We start from the raw sequence: 25,465 nt of genomic DNA on the forward strand, positions 1-25,465 counted from the left end.
TCCTAGCCCAGGCCAGCCCCGTCGCCAAGCGTGCACCTTTCAAATGTTCTCTTTTTGTTCCAGACTTGCTTGAGCCCCCGAATCTGCAGGCAGAACCATGGAAATCCGCGTCTCCACCCTTTTCTTCGATATGAACTCCTACTTTGCCTCGGTCTGTCAGGCAGAGGAGCCGGTGCTGATGGGCCGACCCCTTGGCGTGGTGACGACGGATGCGCCCGGCGCCGCCCTGATCGCCGCCAGCCGCGAGGCCAAGATGCGCGGCATCGGCATGGGCACCCGTGTGGCCGAGGCGCGCACACTTTGCCCCGGCATCGTCTTTCGGGCGGCGAAACACGACGTCTTCGTCGAGTATCACCACCGTATCCGGGCGGCGGTCGACACCGTTCTGCCGATCGACCGGACGCATTCCGTGGATGAATTCTCCTGCCGGTTGACCGGGGCGCAGCAGGTCCTGCCCCGCGCCTTGCAGATCGGGGCAGCGGTGCAGCGCGCGATCCTGACGCAGGTGCATCCGGCGCTGACATCTTCGGTTGGGGTCGCGCCCAACAAGCTTCTGGCCAAGATCGCGGCGGAACTGCACAAGCCCGCGGGCCTTGACTGGCTGACGGTTGACGTGCTGCCGGGCAAGATCGCGCATCTTCAGTTGCGGGACCTGCCCGGCATCTCGCGCGGGGTCGGGGCCCGTCTGGCGCGTGCGGAAATCGACACCGTGGCCCAGCTTTTCGCGATGACCCCCGCGCGGGCCCGGCACCTTTGGGGCAGCGTCGAGGGAGAGCGCTTCCTGCGCCAGCTGCACGGCGAAACCGTAGTTTATCCCGCCACGCGGCGTCATTCGCTGGGCCACGGGCAGCGCCTGACCCCCCTGAACCGGACGCCCGAGGGCGCGCGGGCGGTGGCGCGCAGACTGCTGATCAAATCAGCCTCCCGCCTGCGCCGCGAGGGGCTGTTCGCCCGGTCGCTGCATATCGGTCTGGAATGTGCGCAGCACGGACGGCAATCGCACGACGGGGAAATCACGGCGACGCAGGATACCTTCGCCCTGTCGCAGGCCTTCGGTCGCTACTGGGCGCGCTTGACCTGTGCACGTCCCCTTTCGGTATCGATCATGCTGGGCGGCCTGCAGGACCGGCAGGCCCATGTCGCCGACCTTTTCGAAGACCGTGCGGCGGGGCAGCAGACGGCGCGCGAACGGCTCTGCACCCAGATCGACGCGCTCAATGCCCGGTTCGGTCAGGACACCATCCGCTTCGGTGAATTGCCGCCGCACAAGGTGCCCTATACCGGCGCGAAGATCGCCTTCGGTCGAATTCCCGATCAGGCGGAGTTCGACGAATAGGCGGATATCGCGGGAACCTCGTGCGCCTGCGCACCTTTGCCTGCGCCGATCCGCTCCTATGTCGCAGGTGAACCGATTACTTCTGGAGCCAGACAATGACCGACACGCCTGCCCACGCCTCGCTGTTCACGCCGCTCGATATCGGGCCGATCACGCTCGACAACCGGATCGTGATGGCTCCGCTGACCCGCTCGCGCTCCAGAGTGCCCGGTCATGTCCAGACGCCGCTGCATGCTTTGTATTATGCGCAACGGGCCGGTGCCGGCCTCATCGTCGGCGAAGCGACGCAGATCAGCCGCGAAGGTCAGGGCTACGCCTGGACGCCAGGGATCCATACCGATGAGCAGGTCGAGGGCTGGAAGCTGGTCACCGACGCCGTGCACAATGCGGGCGGGCGCATCTTCTGTCAGCTTTGGCACGTCGGCGCGATTTCGCACAATTGCTTTCAGGAAAACAACGCGGCACCGGTATCGTCATCGGTCTGGACGCCCGAGGGAGAGGCCTTTGTCGGTGACTATCACCCCGATGGCCCGACCCTTCCGCACCCCGAAGCCCGCGCGCTCGACACCGACGAGATCCCCCGCCTGATCGCCGACTATCGCCATGCGGCCCGCTGCGCGCTGGCCGCCGGGTTTGACGGAGTGGAGCTGCATGCCGCCAACGGCTACCTGATGGACCAGTTCATCCGCTCGTCGGTCAATACGCGCGACGACAAGTACGGCGGTCCGGTCGAAAATCGCATCCGCATCGTCGGCGAGGTGCTCGACGCCTTGGCCGAAGAGATGGAGCCGGGCCGCATCGGCATCCGCCTGTCGCCCTCGGGCGGTGCGGGCGGAAGTTCCGACGCCGACCCCAAGGGCACCTATACGGCGGTGGCGAAACTCTGCGCCGGGCGCGGGCTGGCCTATCTGCACGTCGTCCGCCCCAACAGCCACGGCGGCGGTGACGCAGCCGCGGCAGGCGAGATCGTCGCATCGATGCGTGCGGCCTTCGACGGCCCGCTGATCGTCAATGGCGGCTTCGACCCCGCGGAAGGCGCGAGATGGCTGGCCGAGGACCGGGCCGACGCCATCTGCTACGGTCGTCTGTTCCTTGCCAACCCCGACCTGCCCGCCCGCATCGCCGCCGACGGGCCATACAACGACCCGGATCCGAATACGTTCTACGGCGGCGGGGCCGAGGGATATGTGGACTATCCGACGCTGAAACGGAAGGATGTCGCGGCCTGAGGCGGCAAACCATGAAGGCCGGGAAAGATAGATAAGCTTCCGTGGTCGACAAGAAACGCCCGGCAGATCACTCCGCCGGGCGCTTCAATCTTATCTGACCCGAAAATCAGTTCGGGATATCGCCCGAAATACCCTCGACGTAGAAATCCATGCCCGCCAGCGTGCCATCATCGGCCACTTCGCCGTCAGCCAGCCAGGGCGTGCCGTCCTGTTTGTTGATCGGGCCGGTGAACGGATGGTATTCGCCCGCCGTGATCGCCGCGATCATCTCTTCTGCGGCGGCCTTCGCCTCGGCGGGCACCGCATCGGTGATCTCACCGATGACGACCTCGCCTTCGGGCATGCCGCCCCAGGATGCCTGCTGCTCCCATGTGCCGTCAATGACGGCACCCACACGTTCGATGTAGTAGGGGGCCCAGTCGTCGATGATGGATGCGACCCGCGGGCTCGGTTTGAACTGTGCCATGTCGGACGCCTGACCGAAGGTGAACACCCGGCCCCCGTTCTCGTTGGCTTCCTGCGCGGCGGCCTGCGGCGCGGTCGAATCGGTATGCTGCAGAATCACGTCGACGCCCTGATCGATCATTGCGCGCGCGGCATCGGCCTCTTTCGCGGGGTCGAACCAGGTATAGGCCCAGGTCACGACCATCTCGACGTCCGGGTTGATCTTCTTGGCGTGCAGATAACTGGCGTTGATGCCCTGGATCACCTCGGGGATCGGAAACGACCCGATATAGCCGATCTTGTTCGTCTCGGTCAGATAACCCGCCAGTGTGCCGGTGACGGCACGGCCTTCGTAGAAGCGCGCATCATAGGTCGACACGTTCGGATACTCGCGCATGAAACCTGTCGCGTGTTCGAATTTCACATCCGGGAACTTGGCCGCGACAGCATTCGTCGCTTCTCCGTATCCAAAGGATGTGGTGAAGATGATGTCCGCCCCGCCCAGCGCCATTTGCGTGATCGCGCGTTCGGCGTCGGCCCCTTCGGGCACGGATTCCTGGAACACGGTCTCGACCTTGTCGCCGTATTCCGCTTCCACGGCCAGACGACCCTGATCGTGCTGATAGGTCCAGCCGCCGTCGCCGATCGGCCCGACATAGATGAAGCCGACCTTCACCGGGTCATGGGCGTCGGCAAGGACTGGCGTGGACAGGCCAAGCGCCATCGCGCCCGCCAGAAGTGTAGTCAATTTCATTGTAGTCTCCCCTTTGGTGACCCGCGTCGCTCAGGTGGACGCGTGGAACGGTTTGCCCAGATCGGCAGGTGTGTCTCCGCCCCGTCCGGCACGTCCGGAAATAAGCACGAGGACGATGATGGTGACAAGGTATGGGGCCGCCGACAGCAACTCCACCGGAACCTTCGCCCCGGCCGTCTGCAAGTTAAGCTGCAACACGACGATACCGCCGAAAAGATAGGCGCCAATCAGAACCCGGCCCGCCCGCCATGACGCGAAAACGACGATGGCCAGTGCGATCCATCCCGCGCCCGCCGTCATCCCCTCGGTCCATTGCGGAACCCGGACCAGCGACAGATACGCGCCGCCCAGGCCCGCGCAGGCCCCGCCAAAGGCAATCGCCATCATCCGTACCCGGCGCACGTGATAGCCCAGCGCATGCGCCGCATCGTGCGACTCGCCCACCGCCCGCAGGACCAGCCCGGCGCGGGTGAATTTCAGGAACGCCCAGACGGCGAAAACCAGAAGAAGGCTCAGATAGACGATGGGATCATGACCGAAGACGACACGCCCGAAAAACGGCAGATCGGACAGAAACCCCATGTCGAGCCGTTTCAAGGAGTTCGCCTTGATGCCCACGTATCCCTGTCCGAACAGGCTCGACAGCCCCAACCCGAACAGTGTCAGCGCCAGTCCGGTCGCCACCTGATTGGACAATAACACCTGCGTCAGCACCCCGAACAGCAACGCCATGGCCGCCCCGCCGATGGCCGCGACGAAAAAGCCCAGCCACGGCGACCCGGTCTCGACGCCCGCGATGAAGCCGCTGATCGCACCCATGATCATCATCCCCTCGACCCCGAGGTTCAGGACACCTGCTTTTTCGACGACCATTTCGCCGAGGGCGGCCAGCAGAATCGGGGTGGCCGCAACCATCAGGGACGCGATGAGAAGGGTGGGGGAGATACTGCTCAGGTCCATAATATCCTCGGCAATCGGCTACTGACCGCGCTGTATAGAATACAGGGCAGCCCCCGGCCACGGGTGGGGGCCGTCGGGGGCTGCCCGATGGTGCCCATCGAGCAGACCCTTTGTGCGGCAGTCGTCACGCCACCACCCCCCGGCCAACCCGCACCCGGAAATTCGACAGCACGTCCACGGCCAGCAGGAAGAAGAGCAGCATCCCCTGAAATGCCGAGATCGCCGCGCCGGGCAGGCCCAGATTGGCCGCCGCCGCCTCGCCGCCCACATAGGTCAGCGCCATCAGCAGGCCCGCCGCGACGATACCCAGCGGGTTCAACCGGCCCAGAAACGCCACGATGATCGCCGTAAAACCATAGCCGGATGCAAAGTCGATGCTGATCTGACCCGCAGGCCCCGCCACCTCGAACAGCCCGGCCAGGCCCGCCAGCATCCCCGAAAGACCAAGGCAGAATATCACCAGCCGCGCGGTGTTGACGCCACCGAAGCGCGCCGCGCGCGGGGCCGCTCCGGCCAGCCGGATCTGGAACCCCATCAGGTGCCGCGTCATCATGATCTGCGCGAAGATCACCGCGATCACGGCAGCGACCACACCCCAATGCGCACCGGTGCCCGCGATCAGTTCAGGGTTCGACGCCGCCTCCCAACGGCCCAGATTGCGCGAGCCCGGAAAGCCCACCGCGTCCGGGTTCCTGAGCCAGTTCACCGCAGCCGAGGCCAGCAGGTTCTCGGCCACATAGACCAGCATCAGCGACACCAGAATCTCGTTCGTACCGAAGCGCAGTTTCAGCAGCGCCGGGATCATCGCCCAAAGGAACCCGCCCAAGGCCCCCGCGATCACCATCAGCGGAAAGATCAGCCACGATTCGGACGGATAGAACGCCAGACCGGCGGCAGCCCCGCAGATCGCGCCGACGATGTATTGCCCCTCGGCCCCGATGTTCCAGATGCCCGCCCGGAATCCCATCGCCAGCCCGACCGCGATCAGGATCAGCGGCGCGGCCTTGACCAGAAGCTGGCCGCGGAAGTACCAGGCGAACTCGCCGAACACCGGGTCCCAGAAGATCGTGCGGATCGCCTCGAACGGGTCCTTGCCCAGGGCCGCGAACATCAATCCGCCCGCCACCATCGTCAGCGCCACTGCCACCAGGGGCGAGGCGGCGGCCCAGACGCGGGACGGGGTCGGGCGACGTTCCAGCCGGATCACGACATCGCCCCGCAAAAGGGTAATACCGACGTAATACCTGTATATACACGGCGGTATGCACGTCCGTTACACATGCGCTTCCTCCAGGTCGTGCGCCCCGCCCAGCATCAGTCCGATCTGTTCCATCGTCAGGCTGGAGGTCGGCACCGCCTCGCCCAGAGCCCCGCCGTTGAGAGCCGCGAACCTGTCGGAAATCTCAAGCAATTCATCCAGATCCTGCGAGATGACGACGATTCCGGCCCCCTCGGCGGCAAGGTCCAGAAGTGCCTGCCGGATGGCCGCGGCGGCACTTGCATCGACCCCCCAGGTCGGCTGATTGACCACCAGCACACGGGGTCCCTGCAATACCTCGCGCCCGATCACGAACTTCTGCAGGTTCCCCCCCGACAAGCTCCGCGCCGCCACCCCCGGGCCGGGTGTGCGCACGTCGAATTGGGCGATGATATCCTTCGCGAAGCTGCGGGCGCGGGACCAGCTGAGGAAACCGTTTCGCAACAGTCCCATGCGCGCAGTACCTGTCAGAACCGCGTTTTCCGTCAATGACATATCCGGTGCGGCCGCATGGCCCAAACGCTCCTCCGGGGCGGTCAGAAGACCTGCCGCGCGCCGGGCGGATGGGGGCATGCGCGACACGTCGGTGCCCTCCAGAAGCACCGTTTCCCGCGACGTCCGACGTTCCCCGGACAGGGCCGACAGCAGCTCGTCCTGACCGTTGCCGGCGACCCCGCCGATACCCAGAACCTCGCCAGCCCGCACGGCCAGCGAGACGTTCTTCAACGGCGTGCCGAACTGTGACGCCGGTGGCATCGACAGACGCGACACCTGCAAGATGATCTCGCCGACGGCCCCGGCACGGGCCTTTGGCGGCGTCAGTTTCGTGCCCACCATCTGTTCCGCCAGTTCCGCCGCCGATGCCTTGCGTGGATTGGCTTCGCCCACCACCTTGCCGCCCCGCAGGATCGTCGCCGCATCACACAGTGCACGGATTTCCTCAAGCTTGTGCGATATATACAGGATCGACGTCCCCTCCAGCGCCAGCTTGCGCAACGTCGCGAACAGAATTCCCACTTCCTGCGGAGTCAGCACACTGGTCGGCTCATCCATGATCAGCAGGCTGGGATCCTGCAACAGGCACCGCACGATCTCGACCCGTTGCCGCTCTCCTGCCGATAGGTCGCCAACGCGGCGCGTCGGGTCGAGCGGCAGGCCATAAGCCTCCGACACCTCACGGATACGACGGCTGAGGTCGCGCATCGGCGGCGGGGTTTCCATGCCCAAGGCGACGTTTTCAGCAACTGACAAGGCCTCGAACAGGCTGAAGTGCTGAAATACCATCGCCACGCCCGCCGCCCGCGCATCGCGCGGCTCGGACGGGGTATACGGCTTGCCGTTCAGACGCATCGAACCGCTGTCGGGCTTGACCAGGCCATAGATCGTCTTGACCAGCGTCGACTTACCAGCACCGTTCTCGCCCAGCAGGGCATGCACGCCGCCCCGCGCGATGGAAAACGAGACGTCCGAATTGGCGACCACGCCGGGGTAGGCCTTTGTCAGACCGGAAAGCTCCAGAAGTGTGGTCAAGCGGGCGTCCCTTCCGTCGTCTCTGCGGACAACTCTGGCGAGAGTAGCGCGGCGGCGACACCAACGGCAATGGCTTGTGGATGCTTGCCCAGCGCGGGGTTCCCGATCGGACAGGTGATGCGGTCGATCGCCTGTTTTTCATGCCCCAGCGCCAGCAGACGCGACCGGAACCGCGCCCACTTGGTGGCCGATCCGATCAGCCCGCAGGTTCGGAAACCCCGGCTAAGCGCCCCGTGACACAGCGCCAGGTCGATTTCATGGGAATATGTCAGGATAAGGTGGTCGACGTCACCGGGCGCGAAGGCCATGGCCCGCGGCATGTCGGCGGCCACAAGTCGCTCTACCTCGTCGGGCATAGTTACCGGGAAGCGCGCCGCCGCATCGTCCACCCAGACAATATCGCGGAGCGGTGCCAGCGTTGCGACCAGTGCGCGCCCCACATGCCCGGCGCCCCAGATCCAGAGTGGGGCCGACGACCCGGTGCCGTCTTCTTCGAGTAACCCGAACCCCGCGATTTCACGACGCCAGGGTATCGGCGGCACCGCGTCCAGCCGTTCGAAAACCAACGTGACGGCCCCGCCACAGCACTGACCCAGCCCGGGACCAAGCGGTATTCGCTCGACCCGCGTTGCACCGGTCTGCAGAACCTCGCGCGCAATCCGGAGTGCCCGCCATTCCAGCGCACCGCCGCCGATCGTGCCGTGAAACCCGTCTGCCCAGACCAGCATCTCGGCCCCGGCCTCGCGCGGTGCCGATCCCCGCACATCAGCCACCACGACACGGACCAGCGTCCCCCGCGCGGCCAACATGGCGCGCAGACGGCGGACATTGATGCTCATTTCAGGGCCCTCACCGCGGCCAGCACCCGTTCTGCCGTGGCGGGGGCGTTCAGCGCGGGATACGTGGCACCGCAAGCCGCAACGGCATCCGACAGCGCCATCAATACGCTGTTTCCGTGCATCAACGGCGGCTCGCCTACGGCCTTGGATCTGTAAATCGTATCCTCCGGATTGGGAGCGTCCCAAAGCGCGACATTGAAGATGGCCGGAATGTCAGACGCGCAGGGGATTTTGTAGGTAGACGGCGCGTGCGTCCGCAGACGGCCTGCGTCATCCCAGACCAGCTCCTCCGTGGTCAGCCACCCGGCACCCTGCACGAAACCGCCTTCGATCTGACCAATGTCCAGCGCCGGATTCAGGGACGCCCCTGCATCGTGCAGGATATCGGTACGCAGGATGCGGTTCTCGCCCGTCAATGTGTCGATCACGACTTCCGAACAGGCTGCGCCATACGCGAAATAGAAGAACGGGCGACCCTGCCCCGCCTCCCGGTCCCAACTGATTTCCGGGGTGGCGTAGAAGCCCGTGGACGACAGCGAAACCCGACCCGCAAAGGCCATCGCGGCGACTTTCTCGAAGGAATAGGTCGCACCACCGACCTGCACGGCATCATCGGCAAAGACCACCGACGAGGCGTCGGCCTGGTGTTCCGCGGCCAGCCAATCCGCGATGCGTGCCCGGATCGTATCGCAGGCCGCCTTGACCGCCATACCGTTCAGATCCGCGCCCGACGACGCCGCCGTCGCCGACGTATTCGGCACCTTGGCGGTATCCGTTGCCGTCACCTTCACCCGCGCCAGATCGCATCCGAACCGGTCCGCCGCGACCTGTGCGACTTTCGAATGCAGACCCTGCCCCATCTCGGTGCCACCGTGGTTCAGGTGGATCGACCCGTCGGCATAGACATGCACCAGAGCGCCCGCCTGGTTAAGATGTGTCAGGGTGAACGAAATCCCGAATTTCACCGGCGTCAGGGCGATCCCCCGTTTCAGCACCGGATTCACCGCATTCCAGTCCGCCACCCGCGCCCGCCGCGCGTCGTAGTCGCAGCTTGCGGCCAACCGGTCGGTCATCGCACCCAGACAGAAGTCAGTGACCGCCTGCCCGTAGTGCGTCCGCCCCGTCTTTGCTCCGGAAATATTCCCGCCGGAGGCAGCAACTTCGCATCCTGCATCATCGTAGAAATTCAATCGCCGCACCTGCAACGGATCGCGTTCCAGGACATGGGCAACATGGTCCATCACCCGCTCGATCCCGAGCATGCCCTGCGGCCCACCGAAACCGCGAAAGGCGGTGGCGGATTGTGTATTGGTCCGCAGCCGCCAGCTTTCGATTGCCATGACCGGGATGTCATAGGCGTTGTCGGCGTGTAGCATCGCCCGGTCGGCGACCGGCAATGACAGGTCCTGCGACCAACCGCAGCGTGTCCAGTGTCGGAACCGAACGGCCAGCACACGACCTTCGGCGTCATGACCCACATCATAGGCCACGCGGAAATCGTGGCGTTTTCCGGTGACAGTGAAATCGTCGTCTCGGTCATAGCGCATCCGGCAGGCCTTGCCGGTCAGGCGCGCGGCAACGGCACAGGCGATTGCCAAAGCATTGCCCTGGCTTTCCTTACCGCCGAAGCCGCCGCCCATGCGTCGCACTTCCGACCGGACGGCATGCATCGGGACGCCCAGAGCATCCGCCACCTTGTGCTGGATTTCGGTAGGGTGCTGGGTCGAGGTGAAGACATGCATCTCCCCGGCCTCGGATGGTTGGGCAAGTGCTGCGTGGCCTTCCAGGTAGAAATGCTCCTGACCGCCCATCTCGATCTGCCCGGACAGGTGATGAGGGGCGCTTTCCAACGCCGCGTCGACGTCGCCGTCGGTCCAGATGCGGGGGCCGCCGTCGAACCACGATTCTGCTGAAAGCGCCTCTTCGATGGTCAGGATCGGCTTATGTTCGGTGACCCCCGCACTGTGCAGCCGGGCTGCGCGACGGGCGTTCAGATGACTATCGGCAATCACCAGATACAGCGGTTGACCGGCATAGTGGATCGTCCCGGTGCAAAGCAGAGGCTCGTCCCGGTTCGACGGGGAACAATCGGGCATCGGATCCAGATCGTCCGCCGTCATTACGGCGACGACGCCGGGTGCGGCGCGGACGGCGTCCAGATCGAGGGTATCGAGCGATGCGGAGGCGACCTCGGACAAGCCGAAGGCCAGATGCAGGCATCCGGAGGGGGCCGGAATATCGTCGGTGTAGCGCGCAGTGCCGGTCACATGCAGGCGCGCGCTTTCATGCGGCAGAGGTTTGGCAACGCTCATGGCTGCACCGCCAGCAGGTCGGGCGCGTCCAGGGCCAGACGCAGCAGCATCCCCTGCGCGGCTGCCAGACGATAGGTCGCGCTGGCGCGCATGTCGGACATCGGTGTGAAATCCTGCGCAAGGATTTTGGCCGCCTCCGCCAGCGTTGCCTGGGTCAGGGGCTGACCTTGCAGCGCCGCTTCGGTCCGGGCTGCGCGTTTCGGTATGCCGGCCATGCCGCCGAATGCCACACGGGGGTTGGTCATGACGCCATTTTCGACGCCCATATTGAAAGCCGCGCAGACGGCGGAAATGTCCTGATCGAAGCGTTTGGACAGCTTGTGACAGGTCAGCGTGTCGGGCTGACGCGGGATCGTCACACGCTCGACGAATTCGCCGGGCTGCCGGTCCTGCTTGCCGTAGTCGATAAAGAACTCCTCCAGCGGCATCGATCGCCGGGCGCCCCCGCGCCGCAGATGCAGGGTCGCGCCCAGCGCGATCAGCGGCGGAGGGCTGTCGCCGATGGGCGAGCCGTTGGCGATGTTCCCGCCGATCGTCGCCGCATTGCGGACCTGCACACTGCCATACCGGCGCAGAAGTTCGGCAAAGGACGGATGGTGCGGCGCGATGGCGTGTCTCAGGGTTTCCATGTCCGTCATCGCGCCGATTTCGATTGCACCGTCGGTCACGGTGACGCCGCGCAGGTCGTCGCACCCGGCAAGGAAGGCCAGCCTGCCGAGGGGGCGAAACTGCTTGGTGACCCACAGGCCGACGTCCGTCGCGCCCGCAACCAGAGTGGCGTCGGGGTTATCGAGATACCATTGCGCCAGATCGTCGGCGTCCCGCGGATGATGATGACCCGAGTTGGATATTCGGGAACCGGGGGCGGGGGCTTCGCGCATGTGTTGCGGCACAGGTGCGGTCACGACGGCGCGCGCCGCGCGCAGGATCGGGGCGTAGCCGGTGCAACGGCACAGGTTTCCGGCAATCTGGTCGGTATGATCGGTCGCCCCCACCGTATGGGCCGCCGCCATCGTCGTGACAAAACCCGGCGTGCAAAACCCGCATTGCGACCCGTGATGATCGACCATCGCCTGCTGAACCGGGTGCAGCGTGCCATCCGGGGCGGCCAGCCCTTCGACGGTGCGAACGGTCTTGCCGACCAGTTGCGGCAGAAACAGGATGCAGGCGTTCAGGGCCCTGGGCGTGCCATCCGCCCCGGTCACGATCACAGAACATGCCCCGCAATCGCCCTCGTTGCAGCCCTCCTTGGTGCCGGTCAGGCCCCGCGTCTCGCGCAGCCAGTCCAGCAGGGTCGCGGTCGGGTCGGAGGTCGCGGCGGTGACGTCCTCGCCATTCAAGCGGAAAGGGATGTCCATGCAGGGTCTTTCGCCGCGATACCAATTGGCTCAGCTCGCTGCCCCTCGATGCGGCGTAGAGGGTGCCGTTACAGAAAACCCGCCCCGGCCACGTTTTGCAAGGGGTCCATGCCCCGAAGCCCTTCGCCCGGTGTCACCGAGACCATGGCGCTGACCGATACGATTCCACGACGTGACCAAATACCTGGGGGGACGGCCTCTGTCGGGACACGCTGACGGCGGTCAATGATGGCGGTCAATGCCGTTTATCCGGCGCTGGGCGGCGGACGGACCTTTCGGCGCGTGCGCGGCATTGCTAAATGCCGTGCATGAGCAGTCCCCGATTCATCCACCTGCGCCTGCACACCGAATATTCGCTGCTGGAAGGCGCGATCCGACTGAAGGGCCTGCCCGATCTGGTGGCGCGCGCGCAGATGCCGGCCGTTGCGGTGACCGATACCAACAACATGTTCGCCGCGCTGGAAGCGGCCAGCAGTCTGGCGGCACGTGGCATCCAGCCGATCATGGGTTGCCAGATCGACGTCATGCACGACCCTGCCGCGCCGGGGGAAAAACCGCGCAAGCCCGCACCCGTTGTCCTGTTGGCGCAGACCGAGGTCGGGTACGAAAACCTCATGAAGCTGAACTCCTGCCTGTATCTGAACCGTCCGGAGATGGCGCCGCAGGTAACGATGGAGGAATTGGCGGAATATGCCGAGGGACTGATTTGTCTGACCGGCGGACCGGACGGTGCCGTCGGGCGATTGGTCGCGGACGGCCAGGAGCCCAAGGCCGAAGCGGTGCTGGGACGGTTGCACGGCATCTTCGCCGACCGGCTGTATGTCGAATTGCAGCGCCATCGAAGCCCTGAGCCGACCGAGCGGTTTCACGTCGAACAGGCTTATGCCCGTGGGTTGCCGCTGGTGGCGACCAACGATGTCTATTTTCCCGATCCGAAAATGCACGAAGCCCACGACGCCTTCCTGTGCATCGCCGAGGGGGCCTATGTCGATCAGCAGGCTCCACGCCGACAGGTCACCCCGCGCCACCATTTCGCCACGCAGGGCGAGATGGAAGTATTGTTCGCCGATCTGCCCGAGGCGCTGGAAAACACCTTGGAGATCGCGCGGCGCTGCGCCTTCAAGGCATATGGCCGCGACCCGATCCTGCCGAAGTTCGCGGATGACGAGGTGGCCGAACTGCGTCGCCAATCGCAGGAGGGGCTGAAGGCGCGGCTTGCCGTCATCCCGCATGCGGCATCGGTCGAGGAGTACGAGAAACGGCTCGACTACGAGCTGGGCGTGATCGAAGGGATGGGCTTTCCGGGCTACTTCCTGATCGTCGCGGATTTCATCAAATGGGCCAAGGATCAGGACATCCCGGTCGGGCCGGGGCGCGGGTCGGGTGCCGGGTCGCTGGTGGCCTATGCGCTGACGATCACTGACCTTGATCCGCTGCGCTACGGTCTGCTGTTCGAGCGGTTTCTGAACCCCGAACGGGTGTCGATGCCGGACTTCGACATCGACTTCTGCATGGACCGCCGGGAAGAGGTCATCACCTACGTTCAGGGCAAGTACGGCCGTGACCGCGTGGGCCAGATCATCACATTCGGCGCGCTTCTGTCCAAGGCCGCGGTGCGCGATGTAGGCCGTGTGTTGGGCATGTCGTATTTTCAATGCGACCAGCTGTCGAAGATGATCCCGGTCGAGGGGGTAAAGCCGGTCAGCATCACCAAGGCGCTCGCCGACGAGCCGCGCCTGCGCGAAGCCGCGCGCGAGAGCGAGCAGGATCGACGCGACGGTCGCACGAACCCCGTCAAGCGCCTGCTGGATTATGCCGAGAAACTGGAGGGGTTGCTGCGAAATGCCTCGACCCATGCCGCAGGTGTGGTGATCGGGGACCGTCCGCTTGACGCGCTGGTGCCACTTTATAAAGACCCGCGGTCGGATATGCCGGCGACGCAGTTCAACATGAAATGGGTCGAAAAGGCCGGTCTGGTGAAGTTCGACTTCCTGGGCCTGAAAACGCTGACGCAGGTCGCCGATGCGGTGCGCCTGATCCGCGAACAGGGACGGGACATTCACTTTGCCGCCGACGGCCGTCAATTGTATGAACCGGCACCTGGGACAGTGAACGACATCAATGCGATCCCGCTGGACGACAAGGCCAGCTACGAATTGTACTCCGCCGCCCGCGCGGTCGCCGTCTTCCAGGTGGAATCGACCGGAATGATGGATGCGCTGCGGCGCATGAAACCGACCTGCATCGAGGATATCGTTGCGCTGGTGGCGCTCTACCGTCCCGGCCCGATGGAGAACATTCCGAAATATTGCGAGGTCAAGAACGGTCTGTCCAAGCGTGACGCGCTGCACCCGTCGATCGACCACATTCTGGACGAGACGCAGGGCATCATCGTCTATCAGGAACAGGTGATGCAGATCGCGCAGGAAATGGCGGGATACTCGCTTGGCGGGGCTGACCTTCTGCGCCGCGCGATGGGCAAGAAGATCCAGGCCGAGATGGACGCCCAGCGACCGCTTTTCCTGGAAGGGGCCGCGAAGAACGGTGTCGACAAGGCCAAGGCGATGGAAGTCTGGAACCTGCTCGACAAGTTCGCCAACTACGGTTTCAACAAGTCGCACGCCGCCGCCTATGCCGTCGTCAGCTATCAGACGGCATGGCTCAAGGCGAACCACCCGGTCGAGTTCATGGCCGGGATCATGAACAGCGACATCCATCTGACCGACAAGCTGGCCGTCTATGCCGAGGAGGTTCGCAAGTCGCAGGATCGCGGCGGACTGGGGCTGGAGATCGTGCCGCCCTGCGTCAACCGCTCCGCCGCCCGGTTCACGGTTGCCGATGGTGCACTGGTCTACGGTCTGGGCGCGCTCAAGAACGTGGGCGTCGAAGCGATGGGTTTGGTGATCGCCGGGCGCGACGGCAAGCCGTTCGCCACCCTCTACGACTTCGCGCGCCGTGTGGACCTCAAGCGTGTCGGCAAGCGACCCCTGGAAATGCTCGCCCGCGCTGGGGCCTTCGACCAGATCGACGGCAACCGCGCCCGCGTCCTTGACGCGCTGGACGCGCTGGTCGGCTATTCCGCCGCGATCCACGATCAGCGCGCCAGCAATCAGGTCAGCCTGTTCGGCGAGGCGGGCGATGACCTGCCCGAACCCCGTCTGCCGTTCCGCGACGACTGGCTGCCGGCCGAGCGGCTGGGCGAAGAGTTCAAGGCCATCGGTTTCTATCTGTCCGGCCATCCGCTGGACGACTACATGGTCGCGCTGAAGCGTCAGAAGGTCCTGACGCTGGCCGATGTGCAGGCGCAGACGCGCAATGGCCCGATGGCAGCCAAGATCGCGGGCATCGTGTCGTCGCGGCAGGAACGCAAATCGGCGCGCGGCAACCGCTTCGCCTTCGTGCAGGCCAGCGATCCGACCGGCGCCTATGAGGTGATGGTGTTCTCCGACACGCTGGATGCGTCGCGCGAATACCTGGAGGCCGGGTCCCGCGTCATCCTGCACGTCGAGGCGACACAGGAAGCGGATCAGCTCAAACTGCTGGCCCGGTCCGTCGTGCCGATGGACGACGCCGTGGATGCCGCGCCGCAGGTCGGTTTGCGCATCTTCCTCGACGATGCGGGCGCGGTCGGTCCCCTGCAGGGCCTGCTCGCGCGGTTGACGGGCGAGTCCGGCGCACGTGGACGCGGCCCGATGCACCTGTGCCTGCTGGGCGACGACCTGCCCGGCGAAGTGGAGTTGCGCCTGCCCGACCTGTACCCGGTCAATCCTCAGGTTAAGGGCGCGCTGAGATCGCTGCCCGGTGTCGCTCTGGTCGAGGACGTCTGAGGGATGCCCGCTGGGGATTCTCCTTCATCCCATTGATCCGTTAGGGTTTTCTTAACGTATTAACCCGGTTTGTGTTGATCGGATCCCTGCATCCGGCGCATCTGAGGGCCTGACCCTGGTCCCCGAACTGTGCTGACTGGAACCGCCATGCCCGTCGTAACCGACCAAACTGCCCTGCTTGCCTATCTGGATACTCCGTTCTTCCGGTGGAATACGTCGTTCAGCACGGGAACGCCCGTCATCGTCACCTACAGTTATCTGGAAGGTAGCGACGTGCCATCGGTCGAGACGGTTCGGGCCTCCGGCTACGATGTCGATTCGACGTCGACGTTCAGCGCGCATCAGCGCGAGCAATTCGAAGTCGCCATCGCCCTGTTCGAGGCCGCGGCGGGCATCGTCATGGTCGAAATTACCGGCGGCGACGCAATGATAAATACCTATAATGCGAACGGTATTCCGGGCGTTGCCGGATATGCAAATTACGCCGCGGCGGCGGATTTCTATACAGGGTCGGGCATCCTCGCCATAGACGGCCTCGGAAGCTGGCGCCCCGGCACCTTCAATTTCGAGGTCGTGCTGCACGAATTGGGCCATGCCATGGGACTGAAGCACCCGCATGAGGGTGGTACCACTCTGGACGGTCAGGTCGATTCCACGCTGGCCACAGTGATGAGCTACGATCAGCGCACCCCGCGTGCCGAAACCTTGCGGACCCTGGACGAACAGGCGCTGCAACATCTTTACGGTGGCACCGTCGACACCTCCGGCTGGACCACCGCCTGGAATGCGACGACCGAAGTGCTGACCCTCACGATGGCGGATGGCGACGACACGATCCTGACGCCCGGCGGCACGGTGCGCGTGATGGCCGGAGGCGGAAACGACCGCATCCTGTCGCGCCAGGGGGCCGATTACATCGACGGGCAGGCCGGTGACGACCGGCTGGAGGGCGGATACGGCAACGACACGCTGAAGGGCAGCGACGGGCGCGACACGATCTATGGCGGTCTGGGCGACGACGTTCTGGGCGGGGGGCGGCACAACGACCGCCTTCTGGGCGGTAACGGTGCCGATACGCTCTATGGCTGGAAGGGAAGCGACACCCTGCTGGGGGGCGACGGCGATGACCTTCTGCAAGGCCACAGCGGCAATGACACGCTGCTGGGCGGCTCGGGGCGGGACAATCTGGCCGGAGCCGAGGGGGCCGATTTCCTGAAGGGTCAGGACGGCGACGACAGCCTGCACGGCGGATCCGGAAACGACAAGCTGGAGGGCGGACAGGGCAATGACACGCTCAAGGGCGGAAATGGCGATGACGACCTGCGCGGCCATTCCGAGGCAGACAACCTGTTCGGCCACGCAGGCAATGACCGGCTGCGCGGCGACCACGGCAACGACATTCTTTATGGCGGCACCGGCGACGATACCCTGCTGGGTGGTTCGGGCGCGGATCGGCTGGACGGCGGGACGGGCCGTGATGTGCTGATCGGCGGTGATGGCAATGACACGTTGACCGGCGGCACGGAGGAGGACCGGTTCGTCTTCAGCGGCGGCTACGACGTCGTGACAGACTGGGCGCAGGACCTGCTGATCCTCGACCGGGCAGCCCTGGGGCTGACAGTGTCGACGACGGTCGCCGACGTATTGGGCGACGCACTGGTCTATTCGAACGCGGTCGAATTGACTTTCGATGCCAGCTCGGTCGTGTTGCAGGGGGTGACCCAGCTGAGCGTGATCGAGGATTATGTCGACTTCGTCTGACCCGTCTGCCGACCGGTTCTTGTCGGATTTGAACGAATTGCGCGCCATCGGGGCGCGGGGCACGGGCGTGGTGCGGCGGGCTTTCGATACGGACGACGTGCGCGCCCGACTGTGGCTAACGGATAGGTTCGCGGACGCCGGGCTGACGCCTCGAATCGACCCCGCAGGCAACGTCTGGGGCCTGCGCGGTCGACTTCTGATGGGCAGCCACACTGATACGCAGCCCGAGGGTGGATGGCTCGACGGGGCCTTCGGCGTGATTGCAGCGTTGCAGGTGGCGCGGGAAAACCCCAACGTCTCGGTCGTGAGTTTTCAGGACGAGGAGGGACGGTTCGGCGCAACGACCGGATCTGAGATATGGTCTGGCGCGATGACGCCGGATCAGGCCGACGCGCTGAAAGATCTGGATGGCGTTGCTTTCGGCACAGCCCGCCAGGCCCTGCCAGCCACTGGCGGATTCCCTGACCCGACGCGGTTCGACGCCTATATCGAACCGCATATCGAACAGGGTCCGGTGCTGGATACCACAGGTCAGGTCGCGGGTATCGTGACCGCCATCGTCGGCCTGCGACAGGTGGAGGTCACGCTGGGCGGACAGCAGAACCATGCGGGCACGACGCCGATGGATATGCGCACCGATGCGCTGCGGGGCCTTTCGGACGCCGATTACGCGATACGCGACGCGCTGCGTGCCATCGTCACGCCGCGATCTGTCTGGACGATCGGTCATGTCGCGGTGCATCCGAATGCGCCCTCCGCCGTACCGGGCCGGGTCCGGTTCACGGTGCAGTGGCGCGACGCCGACACCCCTCGTCTGGACCGGATGGAGAAGGCGATCCGCACCGCCCTCGCGCAGATCGCGGCGGCAACTGGACTGTCGCTGACGATTTCCGCCACTGCCAGGTTGCCGCCCGCCGATATGGATGCGGGCCTGCGCTCCGCTCTTGCCGCCGCCGCCGAAACCCATGCGCCCGGACGTTGGTGTAACATGCCGTCGGGTGCCCTGCACGACGCCACGAACGTCAGCCGACTGATGCCGGCCGGCATGTTGTTCGCCCCGTCGATCGGCGGCATCAGCCACGATTTCGCCGAAGACACCTCCGCCGACGATCTCGTCACCTGCCTGCACATCCTGAAAACCGCCGCCGCCACACTGACCTCCCGCCCCGTCAGATCGGCAGGGCGGTCGTGTCCTTGATGTCCTCCATCACGAAACTGGCCGAGATATCGGCCATCTGCACCCGCGAGATCAGCGCCTTGTAGAACCGGTCGTAGTCGGCGACGTCGCGCACCCGGACGCGCAGCACGTAATCCAGATCGCCGGTCATGCGGTGCGCGCCCTGAATTTCGGGCATGGCGGCCACAACCGTCTGAAACTTCGCCAGCCAGCTTGGATCATGCGCGCCGACCCGGATCAGGATCAGGACCGAGAGTCCCAGTCCCAGCCGCGCCGCGTCCAGATGTGCGACCCGTTCCCGGATCACACCCGCCTCCTCCAGCCGCCGTATGCGTCGCCAGCATGCATTGCGGGACAGGCTGACCCGTTCCGCAAGGGCGTCGAGACTTGGCGTCGTGTCAGTTTGCAACTGTCGAAGAATACGGCGATCAGTTTCGTCTATATTATGATCCATACGTGGGATTATTTTCTAAATTTCCCGCATCCTGCAAGGCAATCTTGGATAATTTCACGCCGTGAACCATTCATATTGCACGGAATCGGTTCAGTTTCGGAGGCCACCATGACCCAAATCGCCCTTTTCATCCGCGGATTTCAGGATCATCCGGCCTCGGTCAACGAAAGCTATTTCGGGCACATGCGCTTTGCGCTCTGGTTCGCCGGAACGCTGTTTCTGGCCGGGGCGGCGGCACTGATCCATGCCTTCGTGCCGCCGCTGTGCGAAACGACGGCCAGCCGCAAGATCAAGGCGCTGCATGCCCGCATCGAGGCTCGTCACTGAACTCCGGACGGAAGTCGGCAACCCCGCCCGTCAGCCCCAGACCACGTCACCCAGGAAAATATACCCGGCCCCATAGATTGTCTTGATCAGCGCCGGGTTTTTCGGGTCTTCGCCCAACTTGGCGCGCAGGCGCGAAATGCGGACATCCATCGCACGGTCGAAACTGTCACCCGCCGCCCCTCCCAGCGCTTCCTGCATCTCGGCACGTGACAGAAGACGGCGCGGGCGGTCGAGGAAGAGCCGCAGAATTTCCGCCTCGGCCTGACTGAACGCCGCCTCGCCGCCCTCGACCAGATCGGTCGGCCCGGTCAGTGTGAACCGGTCGAAATCTGCCGTGAAACCACCAAACCGCGCCATGCGGCGGCTGGGCGGCGACGGCGGCTTCCGCAGACGGGCGCGGATACGGGCGATGATCTCGGCCGGCTCGAAGGGTTTGACGACATAATCGTCGGCCCCCAGCTCCAATCCGGTGATCCGATCCTGCACCTGCGCCCGACCGGAGATGATGATGATCGCCGCGCCGCCTTCCAGCGCCAGTCGCGACACGACCGCCAGTCCGTCACGGTCCGGCAGGCCCAGGTCGACAAGGCAGACGTCCGGGCCATGGCCCGGTGGCGCGTTGCGCAAGGCGGCTTCGAAGGCCTCGGCGCGGGCATAGGTGGCGGGCTGCATTCCCGCGGCTTCGACCGCATCGGCCAACAGGGTGCGGATTGCAGGATCGTCATCCAGAATGGCAATGCGCGCGGTCACGGAAGCGCCGCCGCAAGCTGATCGATCGAGAACGGTTTGCGCAGAACAGGCCAACCGGCGGCGGCTTCGCGATAGAGCGGCGCATCGACCGGCAGCGAGGTCATCAGGGCCGTCGCAAGCCCTCTCGCCCGCGCGGCGCGCGCCAGGTCGAGGCCCGTATCGCGTGATTTCAGCATGATGTCCGACAGCACGAGACCTATGCCGTCGATGTCCAGCAACCCCCGCGCCTCGTCCACGGTCGCGGCTTCCAGCACCGAATGACCGGCCGCCACCAGTTGATCGCGCACGGCTTCGCGGATGTGCGGCGCGTCCTCGACCAGCAGAACGACCATCGGGGCAGGTCCGGCAGGCGGATGCCGCAGGGGCAGGCGCAAGGTGACCTGCGCGCCACCGCCGGGCGCGGCTCCAAGCCGCGTGTGTCCACCCGCCAGCTTCACCACGTCATAAACCATCGACAGGCCAAGGCCGGTGCCATCCTCGCCCTTTTCGGTAAAGAACGGCTGCAATCCCTGGTCCAGCGCCTGCGGGCTGAACCCCGGTCCGGTATCGGTCACCGTGACCTCGATCCAGATATCGCGCAGGGCACGGGCGGTCAGGGTGATCGTACCGGCGCCGGGTGCGATAGCATCGCGGGCATTCAGGATCAGGTTCAACGCCGCATCGCGCAACGCCTCAGGGTCCAGAAGGACCGGGGCGTCCAGACCGATGACCGACCAATCCAGCGTCACGCCATCCGGCAGGGATGCGCCGCCCAGCACCGCAACCTCGGCCAGAAACGCATGCAGGTCGGTGGCGCGGGGTCTCAGGTCACGGGGACCGGACAGTCCCGCGATCTGACGCGTCAGCACGCCGCCGCGGGTGGCGGCCACGCCGATGGCAGCAACGGATTGCTGCGCGGCCGGGGGCAGGTCCATATGGCTCAGCTTGTCCTTCAGGCCCAGAATTACCGTCAGAAGGTTGGCAAAATCATGCGCCATGCCGCTGGTGAGTTGCGCGGCGACCTGACGGCCCGCAGCCTGCGACAGCGCGGCGCGGGCTTGCGCCTCCTCGGTGATATCGACCGACAGGGCATAGACTCCGGTCACGGTATCGTCCTCGACATCGGGGGTGAAACTGATGCGGATACGGCGGGACGATGGCGCATGGGTGACTTCGAACACCGATGCTTCGCCGGACAGGGCGCGGGTCAGATGCGGCTCGACCGTGGCATAGGTCGACGGGCACAGCGCCTCGTCCATCCGCAACCCGATGATGTCGGACCGCGAACCGGGCATCACCGCACCCAGCCGCCGGTTTGAAAAGGTATAGCGCAGATTGCGGTCCAGTCGCGCGATATGGGCGGGCAGCATTTCAGTCGTCAGCTGGATGCGGGCGGCCATCTCGGTCGCCTCGCGCCGCGCTTCGGTCAGGGCGGCGTTGGTGGCGGCAAGCTGGCGGTTGGCCTGCGCCAGTTCCTCGTGCCGGGTGATCAACTGATCCGACAACACCTCGGACCGGGCACGCAGCAGGCGCTCCTGCGCACGGGCGGCGGTAATGTCGGTATAGACGGTGACCCACCCGCCCTGCGGCAAGGGCGAGCCTTCGACCGCGATCACCTGCCCGTTGGGCCGCGCACGCTCCATGTAATGCGGCTCGAACGCGCGGGCCTGCGCGATTCGCTCGGCCAGCATCGCTTCCAGATCGGGCGTCGGGCCGTATTCGCCGCGCTCCAGAAGAAACCGGATCGTGTCGGCAAAATCCGCGCCGGGCCGGGTCAATTCCTCGGGCAGATCGAACATCGTCGCGAACATGCGGTTGCAGACCGCAAGCCGCAGATCGGCATCATAGATCGACAGGGCCTGCCCGATCAGGTTCAGCCCCGCTTGCGTCAGGCGCGTGGTGGTGGCTTTGCGGTCGGTCATGGGCACCCTCTGATCGCGACGGTATCACGGGGGCCGGACACGGCAAGTCCGCACGCGACGACAGGCCCATGTCGTTACAATTCGTTAGAATCGGGAAACACCATGGAAGGAATCACCGTGGATGGTGGCATCGGAGGCCGCGTTTCGTCAGGACCGCGGAGGGAGGACGACCGACATGACCGACCTGCACACGATTCCGGAGTTTCTGGACCGGAACGCGACGGCCTTTGCCGATGCGCCCGCCTATCGCGAGAAAGAATTCGGCATCTGGCAGCAGTGGACCTGGGATCAGGCCCGCACCGAGATCGAAGAGATGGCGCTTGGCCTGATCTCCCTCGGTCTGGAGATCGGCGAGCATGTCGCCGTCATCGGACGCAACCGTCCGCAGCTTTATATGTCGATGGTCGCCGTTCAATGCGCCGGGGCGATCCCGGTGCCGCTCTATCAGGACGCAGTGGGCGAGGAGATCGCCTATGTGCTGGGTCATTGCAGCGCCAAGTTCGTCATCGCCGCCGATCAGGAGCAGGTCGACAAGGTCGAAGAGGTCCGCGACCGGATCGAGGGGCTGCGCCACATCCTGTATCTGGACGGTCGCGGATTGCGGAAATACGACCACAGCGTCATGTCGTCCATCGCCACCCTGCGCGACGCCGGGCGCACTGCCGACCGCGCCGAAATGGACCGTCGCCGGGCACAGCAGACCGGCGCCACGACCTGCGTGATGCTCTATACCTCCGGAACGACGGGCAAACCCAAGGGTGTCGTGCTGAGCCACGACAATATCGTGTCGACCGCCCTCGCCTCCAGCGGGTTTGACCACCTGCGCCAGACCGACGACGTGCTGGCCTATCTGCCGATGGCCTGGGTCGGGGATTTCATCTTTTCCATCGGGCAGGCGATGGTCACCGGGTTCTGCGTCAACTGCCCCGAGAGCGCCGACACCACGATGCAGGACCTGCGCGAAATCGGCCCGACCTATTACTTCGCCCCGCCCCGCGTATTCGAAACGCAGCTGACCAACGTGATGATCCGGATGGAGGACGCATCGCGCATCAAGAAAGCGATGTTCGACCACTTCATGACCCACGCCAAACCGATCGGTCCCCGCCTGTTGGACGGCGAAGACGTCGGCCTGTTCGACCGGCTGAAATATCGTCTGGGTGAATTGCTGGTGTTCGGGCCGCTCAAGAACACGCTGGGCCTGAGCCGGGTGCGTGTCGGCTATACCGCAGGCGAAGCGATCGGGCCGGAACTGTTCGATTTCTATCGCTCGATCGGGATCAATCTGAAACAGCTTTACGGCCAGACCGAAGCAAGCGTGTTCATCACCCAGCAGAAGGACCACGAAGTCCGCTCCGACACGGTCGGCACGCCGACACCCGGCGTCGAGTTGAAGATCGCGGAAAGCGGCGAGGTCTTCTACCGCTCGCCGGGCAGCTTCGTCGAATACTACAACAACCCCGAAAGCACCGCCTCCACCAAGGACGCCGAAGGCTGGGTCGCGACCGGCGATGCGGGCTTCATCGAACCGGACACCGGCCACCTGCGGATCATCGATCGCGCCAAGGATGTCGGCAAGATGGCGGACGGCGCGCTGTTCGCGCCCAAATTCGTCGAGAACAAGCTGAAGTTCTATCCCGACATCTACGAGGCGGTGGTCTTCGGCAACACCCGCGACCGCTGCGTCGCCTTCATCAACATCGACCTGACCGCCGTCGGCAACTGGGCGGAGCGTAACAACATCGCCTATGCCTCCTATCAGGAACTGGCGCAGCACCCCCGCGTGCTGGCCACGATCACCGCCCACGTCGAGGCGGTGAACAAATCGGTGGCCCAGGACGACATGCTGGCAGGCTGCCAGATCCACCGCTTCCTGGTCCTGCACAAACAGCTGGACGCCGACGACGACGAGATGACGCGCACCCAGAAGGTCCGCCGTCGGATCATCGAGGAGAAATACGCCGACCTGATCGACGGCCTCTATGGTGATGTGGGCGAGGTCTACACCGAGACCGACGTGACCTACGAGGACGGTCGCAAGGGCAAGATCAAGGCGACCGTGAAGATGTGCGACGCGGCGGTCGTGCCTGTGACGGGCAAGGCGTTGGAGGCGGCGGAGTGAAAGGAACTTCACAAGAGATGCCGCTGCAACCGAACTTGTCGAATTGTTCGAGAGAGATTGGGCAAGGCTGGATTCTCGATCACAATGCGGAAAGCCTCGTCGGTCGAATGGTCTTGGCGAAGAAGCGCGGCGAACAACCCCTCCAGAAAAAGGTCGGTCTGATAGGGTCGTGCCATGGGATTGATGCTCCATCAGAAATGAAGCCTCCCATTGATACGATGTTTTTAGCCCAGGCCATGCACAAGAATTCTGCGCCTATCGAGGGAACGGCCTGATGCTAGACACCGACACCTTCACCACCCCCGACGGGCGCACCATCGGTGCCACCGTCATGGACCTGCGCAACATCACGCTGCGCTTCGGCGGAGTGGAGGCGATCAAGGATATCTCCTTTGACATCCGCGAAGGGGAAATTCGGGCGATCATCGGGCCGAACGGGGCGGGCAAATCGTCGATGCTCAATGTCATCTCGGGCTTCTACGTCCCTCAGGAAGGCGAGGTCTGGTATCGCGGCAAGCTGCGTCCGAAGATGAAGCCTTACGAGGTCGCGCAGCAGGGCATCGCGCGGACATTCCAGAACATCGCCCTGTTCGAAGGCATGTCGGTGCTCGACAACGTGATGTGCGGGCGGCTGGGCCACATGAAGACCAACATGCTGAGTCAGGCGATCTGGTGGGGTCGCGCGGCGAAGGAAGAAACCGAGAACCGGGCAACTGTTGAAAGGGTCATCGACTTCCTCGAAATTCAGGCCATCCGCAAGACGCCCGTGGGTCGCCTGCCCTATGGTCTGAAGAAGCGCGTCGAACTGGCCCGCGCGCTGGCCGCCGAACCCAGCCTGCTGCTGCTGGACGAACCGATGGCCGGCATGAACGTCGAGGAGAAGGAGGACATGTCCCGTTTCATCCTCGACGTGAACGACGAATTCGGCACCACGATTGCCCTGATCGAACATGACATGGGCGTCGTCATGGATCTGTCGGACCGGGTGGTCGTGATGGACTACGGCCGCAAGATCGGTGACGGCACGCCCGACGAAGTGCGCAACAATCAGGCCGTGATCGACGCCTATCTGGGGGTCGCGCATGACTGAGCGATGTGCCGCGCGCGGCGGCAAACTCCGCGCCCT

Annotated in this window: 19 protein-coding genes; 9 read left to right on the top strand and 10 right to left on the bottom strand. The window is 64.7% G+C overall.

The features are described from left to right. Window positions 1-97: 97 nt before the first annotated feature. Complete coding sequence (locus AC13C2_RS14780) at window positions 98-1,336, top strand: Y-family DNA polymerase (RefSeq protein WP_482887284.1); 1,239 nt, start codon at window positions 98-100, stop codon at window positions 1,334-1,336. Window positions 1,337-1,431: 95 nt separating this feature from the next. Then, on the top strand, window positions 1,432-2,565 hold the full coding sequence (locus AC13C2_RS14785; RefSeq protein WP_482887285.1) for an alkene reductase: 1,134 nt from the start codon (window positions 1,432-1,434) through the stop codon (window positions 2,563-2,565). A 106-nt stretch (window positions 2,566-2,671) separates the two neighbouring features. Here the strand turns inward: AC13C2_RS14785 and AC13C2_RS14790 are convergent, their stop codons facing one another. The 7 genes from AC13C2_RS14790 to xdhA all read right to left on the bottom strand — a co-directional run bounded on the left by AC13C2_RS14790 (window position 2,672) and on the right by xdhA (window position 12,020). After that, window positions 2,672-3,763 carry a BMP family ABC transporter substrate-binding protein gene (locus tag AC13C2_RS14790; protein ID WP_092759868.1) on the bottom strand — a complete coding sequence of 364 codons (1,092 nt, stop codon included), beginning with the start codon at window positions 3,761-3,763 and terminating at the stop codon, window positions 2,672-2,674. Between the two features lie 30 nt (window positions 3,764-3,793). Beyond that, window positions 3,794-4,723, bottom strand: coding sequence for an ABC transporter permease (locus tag AC13C2_RS14795; protein ID WP_092759866.1), 930 nt, complete (start codon window positions 4,721-4,723; stop codon window positions 3,794-3,796). Window positions 4,724-4,847: 124 nt separating this feature from the next. Further along, window positions 4,848-5,930, bottom strand: coding sequence for an ABC transporter permease (locus AC13C2_RS14800; RefSeq protein WP_092761171.1), 1,083 nt, complete (start codon window positions 5,928-5,930; stop codon window positions 4,848-4,850). Window positions 5,931-5,996: 66 nt separating this feature from the next. Next, on the bottom strand, window positions 5,997-7,511 hold the full coding sequence (locus tag AC13C2_RS14805) for an ABC transporter ATP-binding protein (RefSeq protein ID WP_092759864.1): 1,515 nt from the start codon (window positions 7,509-7,511) through the stop codon (window positions 5,997-5,999). After that, on the bottom strand, window positions 7,508-8,350 hold the full coding sequence (gene xdhC, locus AC13C2_RS14810; protein ID WP_482887286.1) for a xanthine dehydrogenase accessory protein XdhC: 843 nt from the start codon (window positions 8,348-8,350) through the stop codon (window positions 7,508-7,510). Before xdhC ends, AC13C2_RS14805 begins: the two co-directional genes overlap by 4 nt. After that, complete coding sequence (gene xdhB, locus AC13C2_RS14815; RefSeq protein ID WP_482887287.1) at window positions 8,347-10,662, bottom strand: xanthine dehydrogenase molybdopterin binding subunit; 2,316 nt, start codon at window positions 10,660-10,662, stop codon at window positions 8,347-8,349. The genes xdhC and xdhB overlap by 4 nt, the downstream gene beginning before the upstream one ends. Beyond that, window positions 10,659-12,020 carry a xanthine dehydrogenase small subunit gene (xdhA, locus tag AC13C2_RS14820; RefSeq protein WP_482887288.1) on the bottom strand — a complete coding sequence of 454 codons (1,362 nt, stop codon included), beginning with the start codon at window positions 12,018-12,020 and terminating at the stop codon, window positions 10,659-10,661. Before xdhA ends, xdhB begins: the two co-directional genes overlap by 4 nt. Before the next feature lie 308 nt (window positions 12,021-12,328). Here xdhA and dnaE point away from each other — a divergent pair, with 308 nt between their 5' ends. The 3 genes from dnaE to AC13C2_RS14835 all read left to right on the top strand — a co-directional run bounded on the left by dnaE (window position 12,329) and on the right by AC13C2_RS14835 (window position 18,806). Continuing rightward, window positions 12,329-15,847: a DNA polymerase III subunit alpha gene (dnaE, locus tag AC13C2_RS14825; RefSeq protein WP_482887289.1), complete on the top strand. Its 3,519-nt coding sequence runs from the start codon at window positions 12,329-12,331 to the stop codon at window positions 15,845-15,847. Between the two features lie 147 nt (window positions 15,848-15,994). Beyond that, window positions 15,995-17,608, top strand: coding sequence for a hypothetical protein (locus AC13C2_RS14830; RefSeq protein ID WP_482887290.1), 1,614 nt, complete (start codon window positions 15,995-15,997; stop codon window positions 17,606-17,608). Further along, entirely contained in the window at window positions 17,592-18,806 is a 1,215-nt protein-coding gene (locus AC13C2_RS14835; protein WP_482887291.1) for a hydantoinase/carbamoylase family amidase, read from the top strand. The genes AC13C2_RS14830 and AC13C2_RS14835 overlap by 17 nt, the downstream gene beginning before the upstream one ends. On the opposite strand, the gene AC13C2_RS14840 is transcribed toward AC13C2_RS14835, so the two are convergent. Beyond that, complete coding sequence (locus AC13C2_RS14840; RefSeq protein ID WP_092759854.1) at window positions 18,778-19,239, bottom strand: Lrp/AsnC family transcriptional regulator; 462 nt, start codon at window positions 19,237-19,239, stop codon at window positions 18,778-18,780. The two genes, AC13C2_RS14835 and AC13C2_RS14840, sit on opposite strands and share 29 nt — an antisense overlap. Before the next feature lie 108 nt (window positions 19,240-19,347). Here AC13C2_RS14840 and AC13C2_RS14845 point away from each other — a divergent pair, with 108 nt between their 5' ends. Beyond that, window positions 19,348-19,566 (top strand): DUF6356 family protein, encoded by a 219-nt coding sequence (locus AC13C2_RS14845; protein WP_092759852.1) that lies wholly within the window; start codon window positions 19,348-19,350, stop codon window positions 19,564-19,566. 30 nt (window positions 19,567-19,596) lie between these two features. Here AC13C2_RS14845 and AC13C2_RS14850 read toward each other — a convergent pair whose 3' ends face one another. Continuing rightward, complete coding sequence (locus tag AC13C2_RS14850) at window positions 19,597-20,316, bottom strand: response regulator transcription factor (protein ID WP_092759850.1); 720 nt, start codon at window positions 20,314-20,316, stop codon at window positions 19,597-19,599. Beyond that, window positions 20,313-22,217: a hybrid sensor histidine kinase/response regulator gene (locus tag AC13C2_RS14855; protein ID WP_482887292.1), complete on the bottom strand. Its 1,905-nt coding sequence runs from the start codon at window positions 22,215-22,217 to the stop codon at window positions 20,313-20,315. Before AC13C2_RS14855 ends, AC13C2_RS14850 begins: the two co-directional genes overlap by 4 nt. A gap of 175 nt (window positions 22,218-22,392) precedes the next feature. Between AC13C2_RS14855 and AC13C2_RS14860 the strand changes: the two genes are divergently transcribed. The 3 genes from AC13C2_RS14860 to AC13C2_RS14870 are packed head-to-tail and all read left to right on the top strand — an operon-like array spanning window position 22,393 to window position 25,429. Continuing rightward, complete coding sequence (locus AC13C2_RS14860; protein WP_482887294.1) at window positions 22,393-24,339, top strand: AMP-binding protein; 1,947 nt, start codon at window positions 22,393-22,395, stop codon at window positions 24,337-24,339. Beyond that, entirely contained in the window at window positions 24,336-24,614 is a 279-nt protein-coding gene (locus tag AC13C2_RS14865) for a hypothetical protein (protein ID WP_482887295.1), read from the top strand. Before AC13C2_RS14860 ends, AC13C2_RS14865 begins: the two co-directional genes overlap by 4 nt. Further along, on the top strand, window positions 24,614-25,429 hold the full coding sequence (locus tag AC13C2_RS14870; RefSeq protein ID WP_482887296.1) for an ABC transporter ATP-binding protein: 816 nt from the start codon (window positions 24,614-24,616) through the stop codon (window positions 25,427-25,429). Before AC13C2_RS14865 ends, AC13C2_RS14870 begins: the two co-directional genes overlap by 1 nt. The last annotated feature ends 36 nt before the right edge of the window (window positions 25,430-25,465 follow it).

The organism is Jannaschia sp. L-14R (genome assembly GCF_056857695.1).

Bases quoted from the DNA above. Each gene is read 5' to 3' on its own strand.
- AC13C2_RS14780 (WP_482887284.1), top strand. From the start codon at position 98: ATGGAAATCCGCGTCTCCACCCTTTTCTTCGATATGAACTCCTACTTT.
- AC13C2_RS14785 (WP_482887285.1), top strand. From the start codon at position 1,432: ATGACCGACACGCCTGCCCACGCCTCGCTGTTCACGCCGCTCGATATC.
- AC13C2_RS14790 (WP_092759868.1), bottom strand. From the start codon at position 3,763: ATGAAATTGACTACACTTCTGGCGGGCGCGATGGCGCTTGGCCTGTCC.
- AC13C2_RS14795 (WP_092759866.1), bottom strand. From the start codon at position 4,723: ATGGACCTGAGCAGTATCTCCCCCACCCTTCTCATCGCGTCCCTGATG.
- xdhC (WP_482887286.1), bottom strand. From the start codon at position 8,350: ATGAGCATCAATGTCCGCCGTCTGCGCGCCATGTTGGCCGCGCGGGGG.
- xdhB (WP_482887287.1), bottom strand. From the start codon at position 10,662: ATGAGCGTTGCCAAACCTCTGCCGCATGAAAGCGCGCGCCTGCATGTG.
- xdhA (WP_482887288.1), bottom strand. From the start codon at position 12,020: ATGGACATCCCTTTCCGCTTGAATGGCGAGGACGTCACCGCCGCGACC.
- dnaE (WP_482887289.1), top strand. From the start codon at position 12,329: ATGAGCAGTCCCCGATTCATCCACCTGCGCCTGCACACCGAATATTCG.
- AC13C2_RS14830 (WP_482887290.1), top strand. From the start codon at position 15,995: ATGCCCGTCGTAACCGACCAAACTGCCCTGCTTGCCTATCTGGATACT.
- AC13C2_RS14835 (WP_482887291.1), top strand. From the start codon at position 17,592: ATGTCGACTTCGTCTGACCCGTCTGCCGACCGGTTCTTGTCGGATTTG.
- AC13C2_RS14840 (WP_092759854.1), bottom strand. From the start codon at position 19,239: ATGGATCATAATATAGACGAAACTGATCGCCGTATTCTTCGACAGTTG.
- AC13C2_RS14845 (WP_092759852.1), top strand. From the start codon at position 19,348: ATGACCCAAATCGCCCTTTTCATCCGCGGATTTCAGGATCATCCGGCC.
- AC13C2_RS14855 (WP_482887292.1), bottom strand. From the start codon at position 22,217: ATGACCGACCGCAAAGCCACCACCACGCGCCTGACGCAAGCGGGGCTG.
- AC13C2_RS14860 (WP_482887294.1), top strand. From the start codon at position 22,393: ATGACCGACCTGCACACGATTCCGGAGTTTCTGGACCGGAACGCGACG.
- AC13C2_RS14870 (WP_482887296.1), top strand. From the start codon at position 24,614: ATGCTAGACACCGACACCTTCACCACCCCCGACGGGCGCACCATCGGT.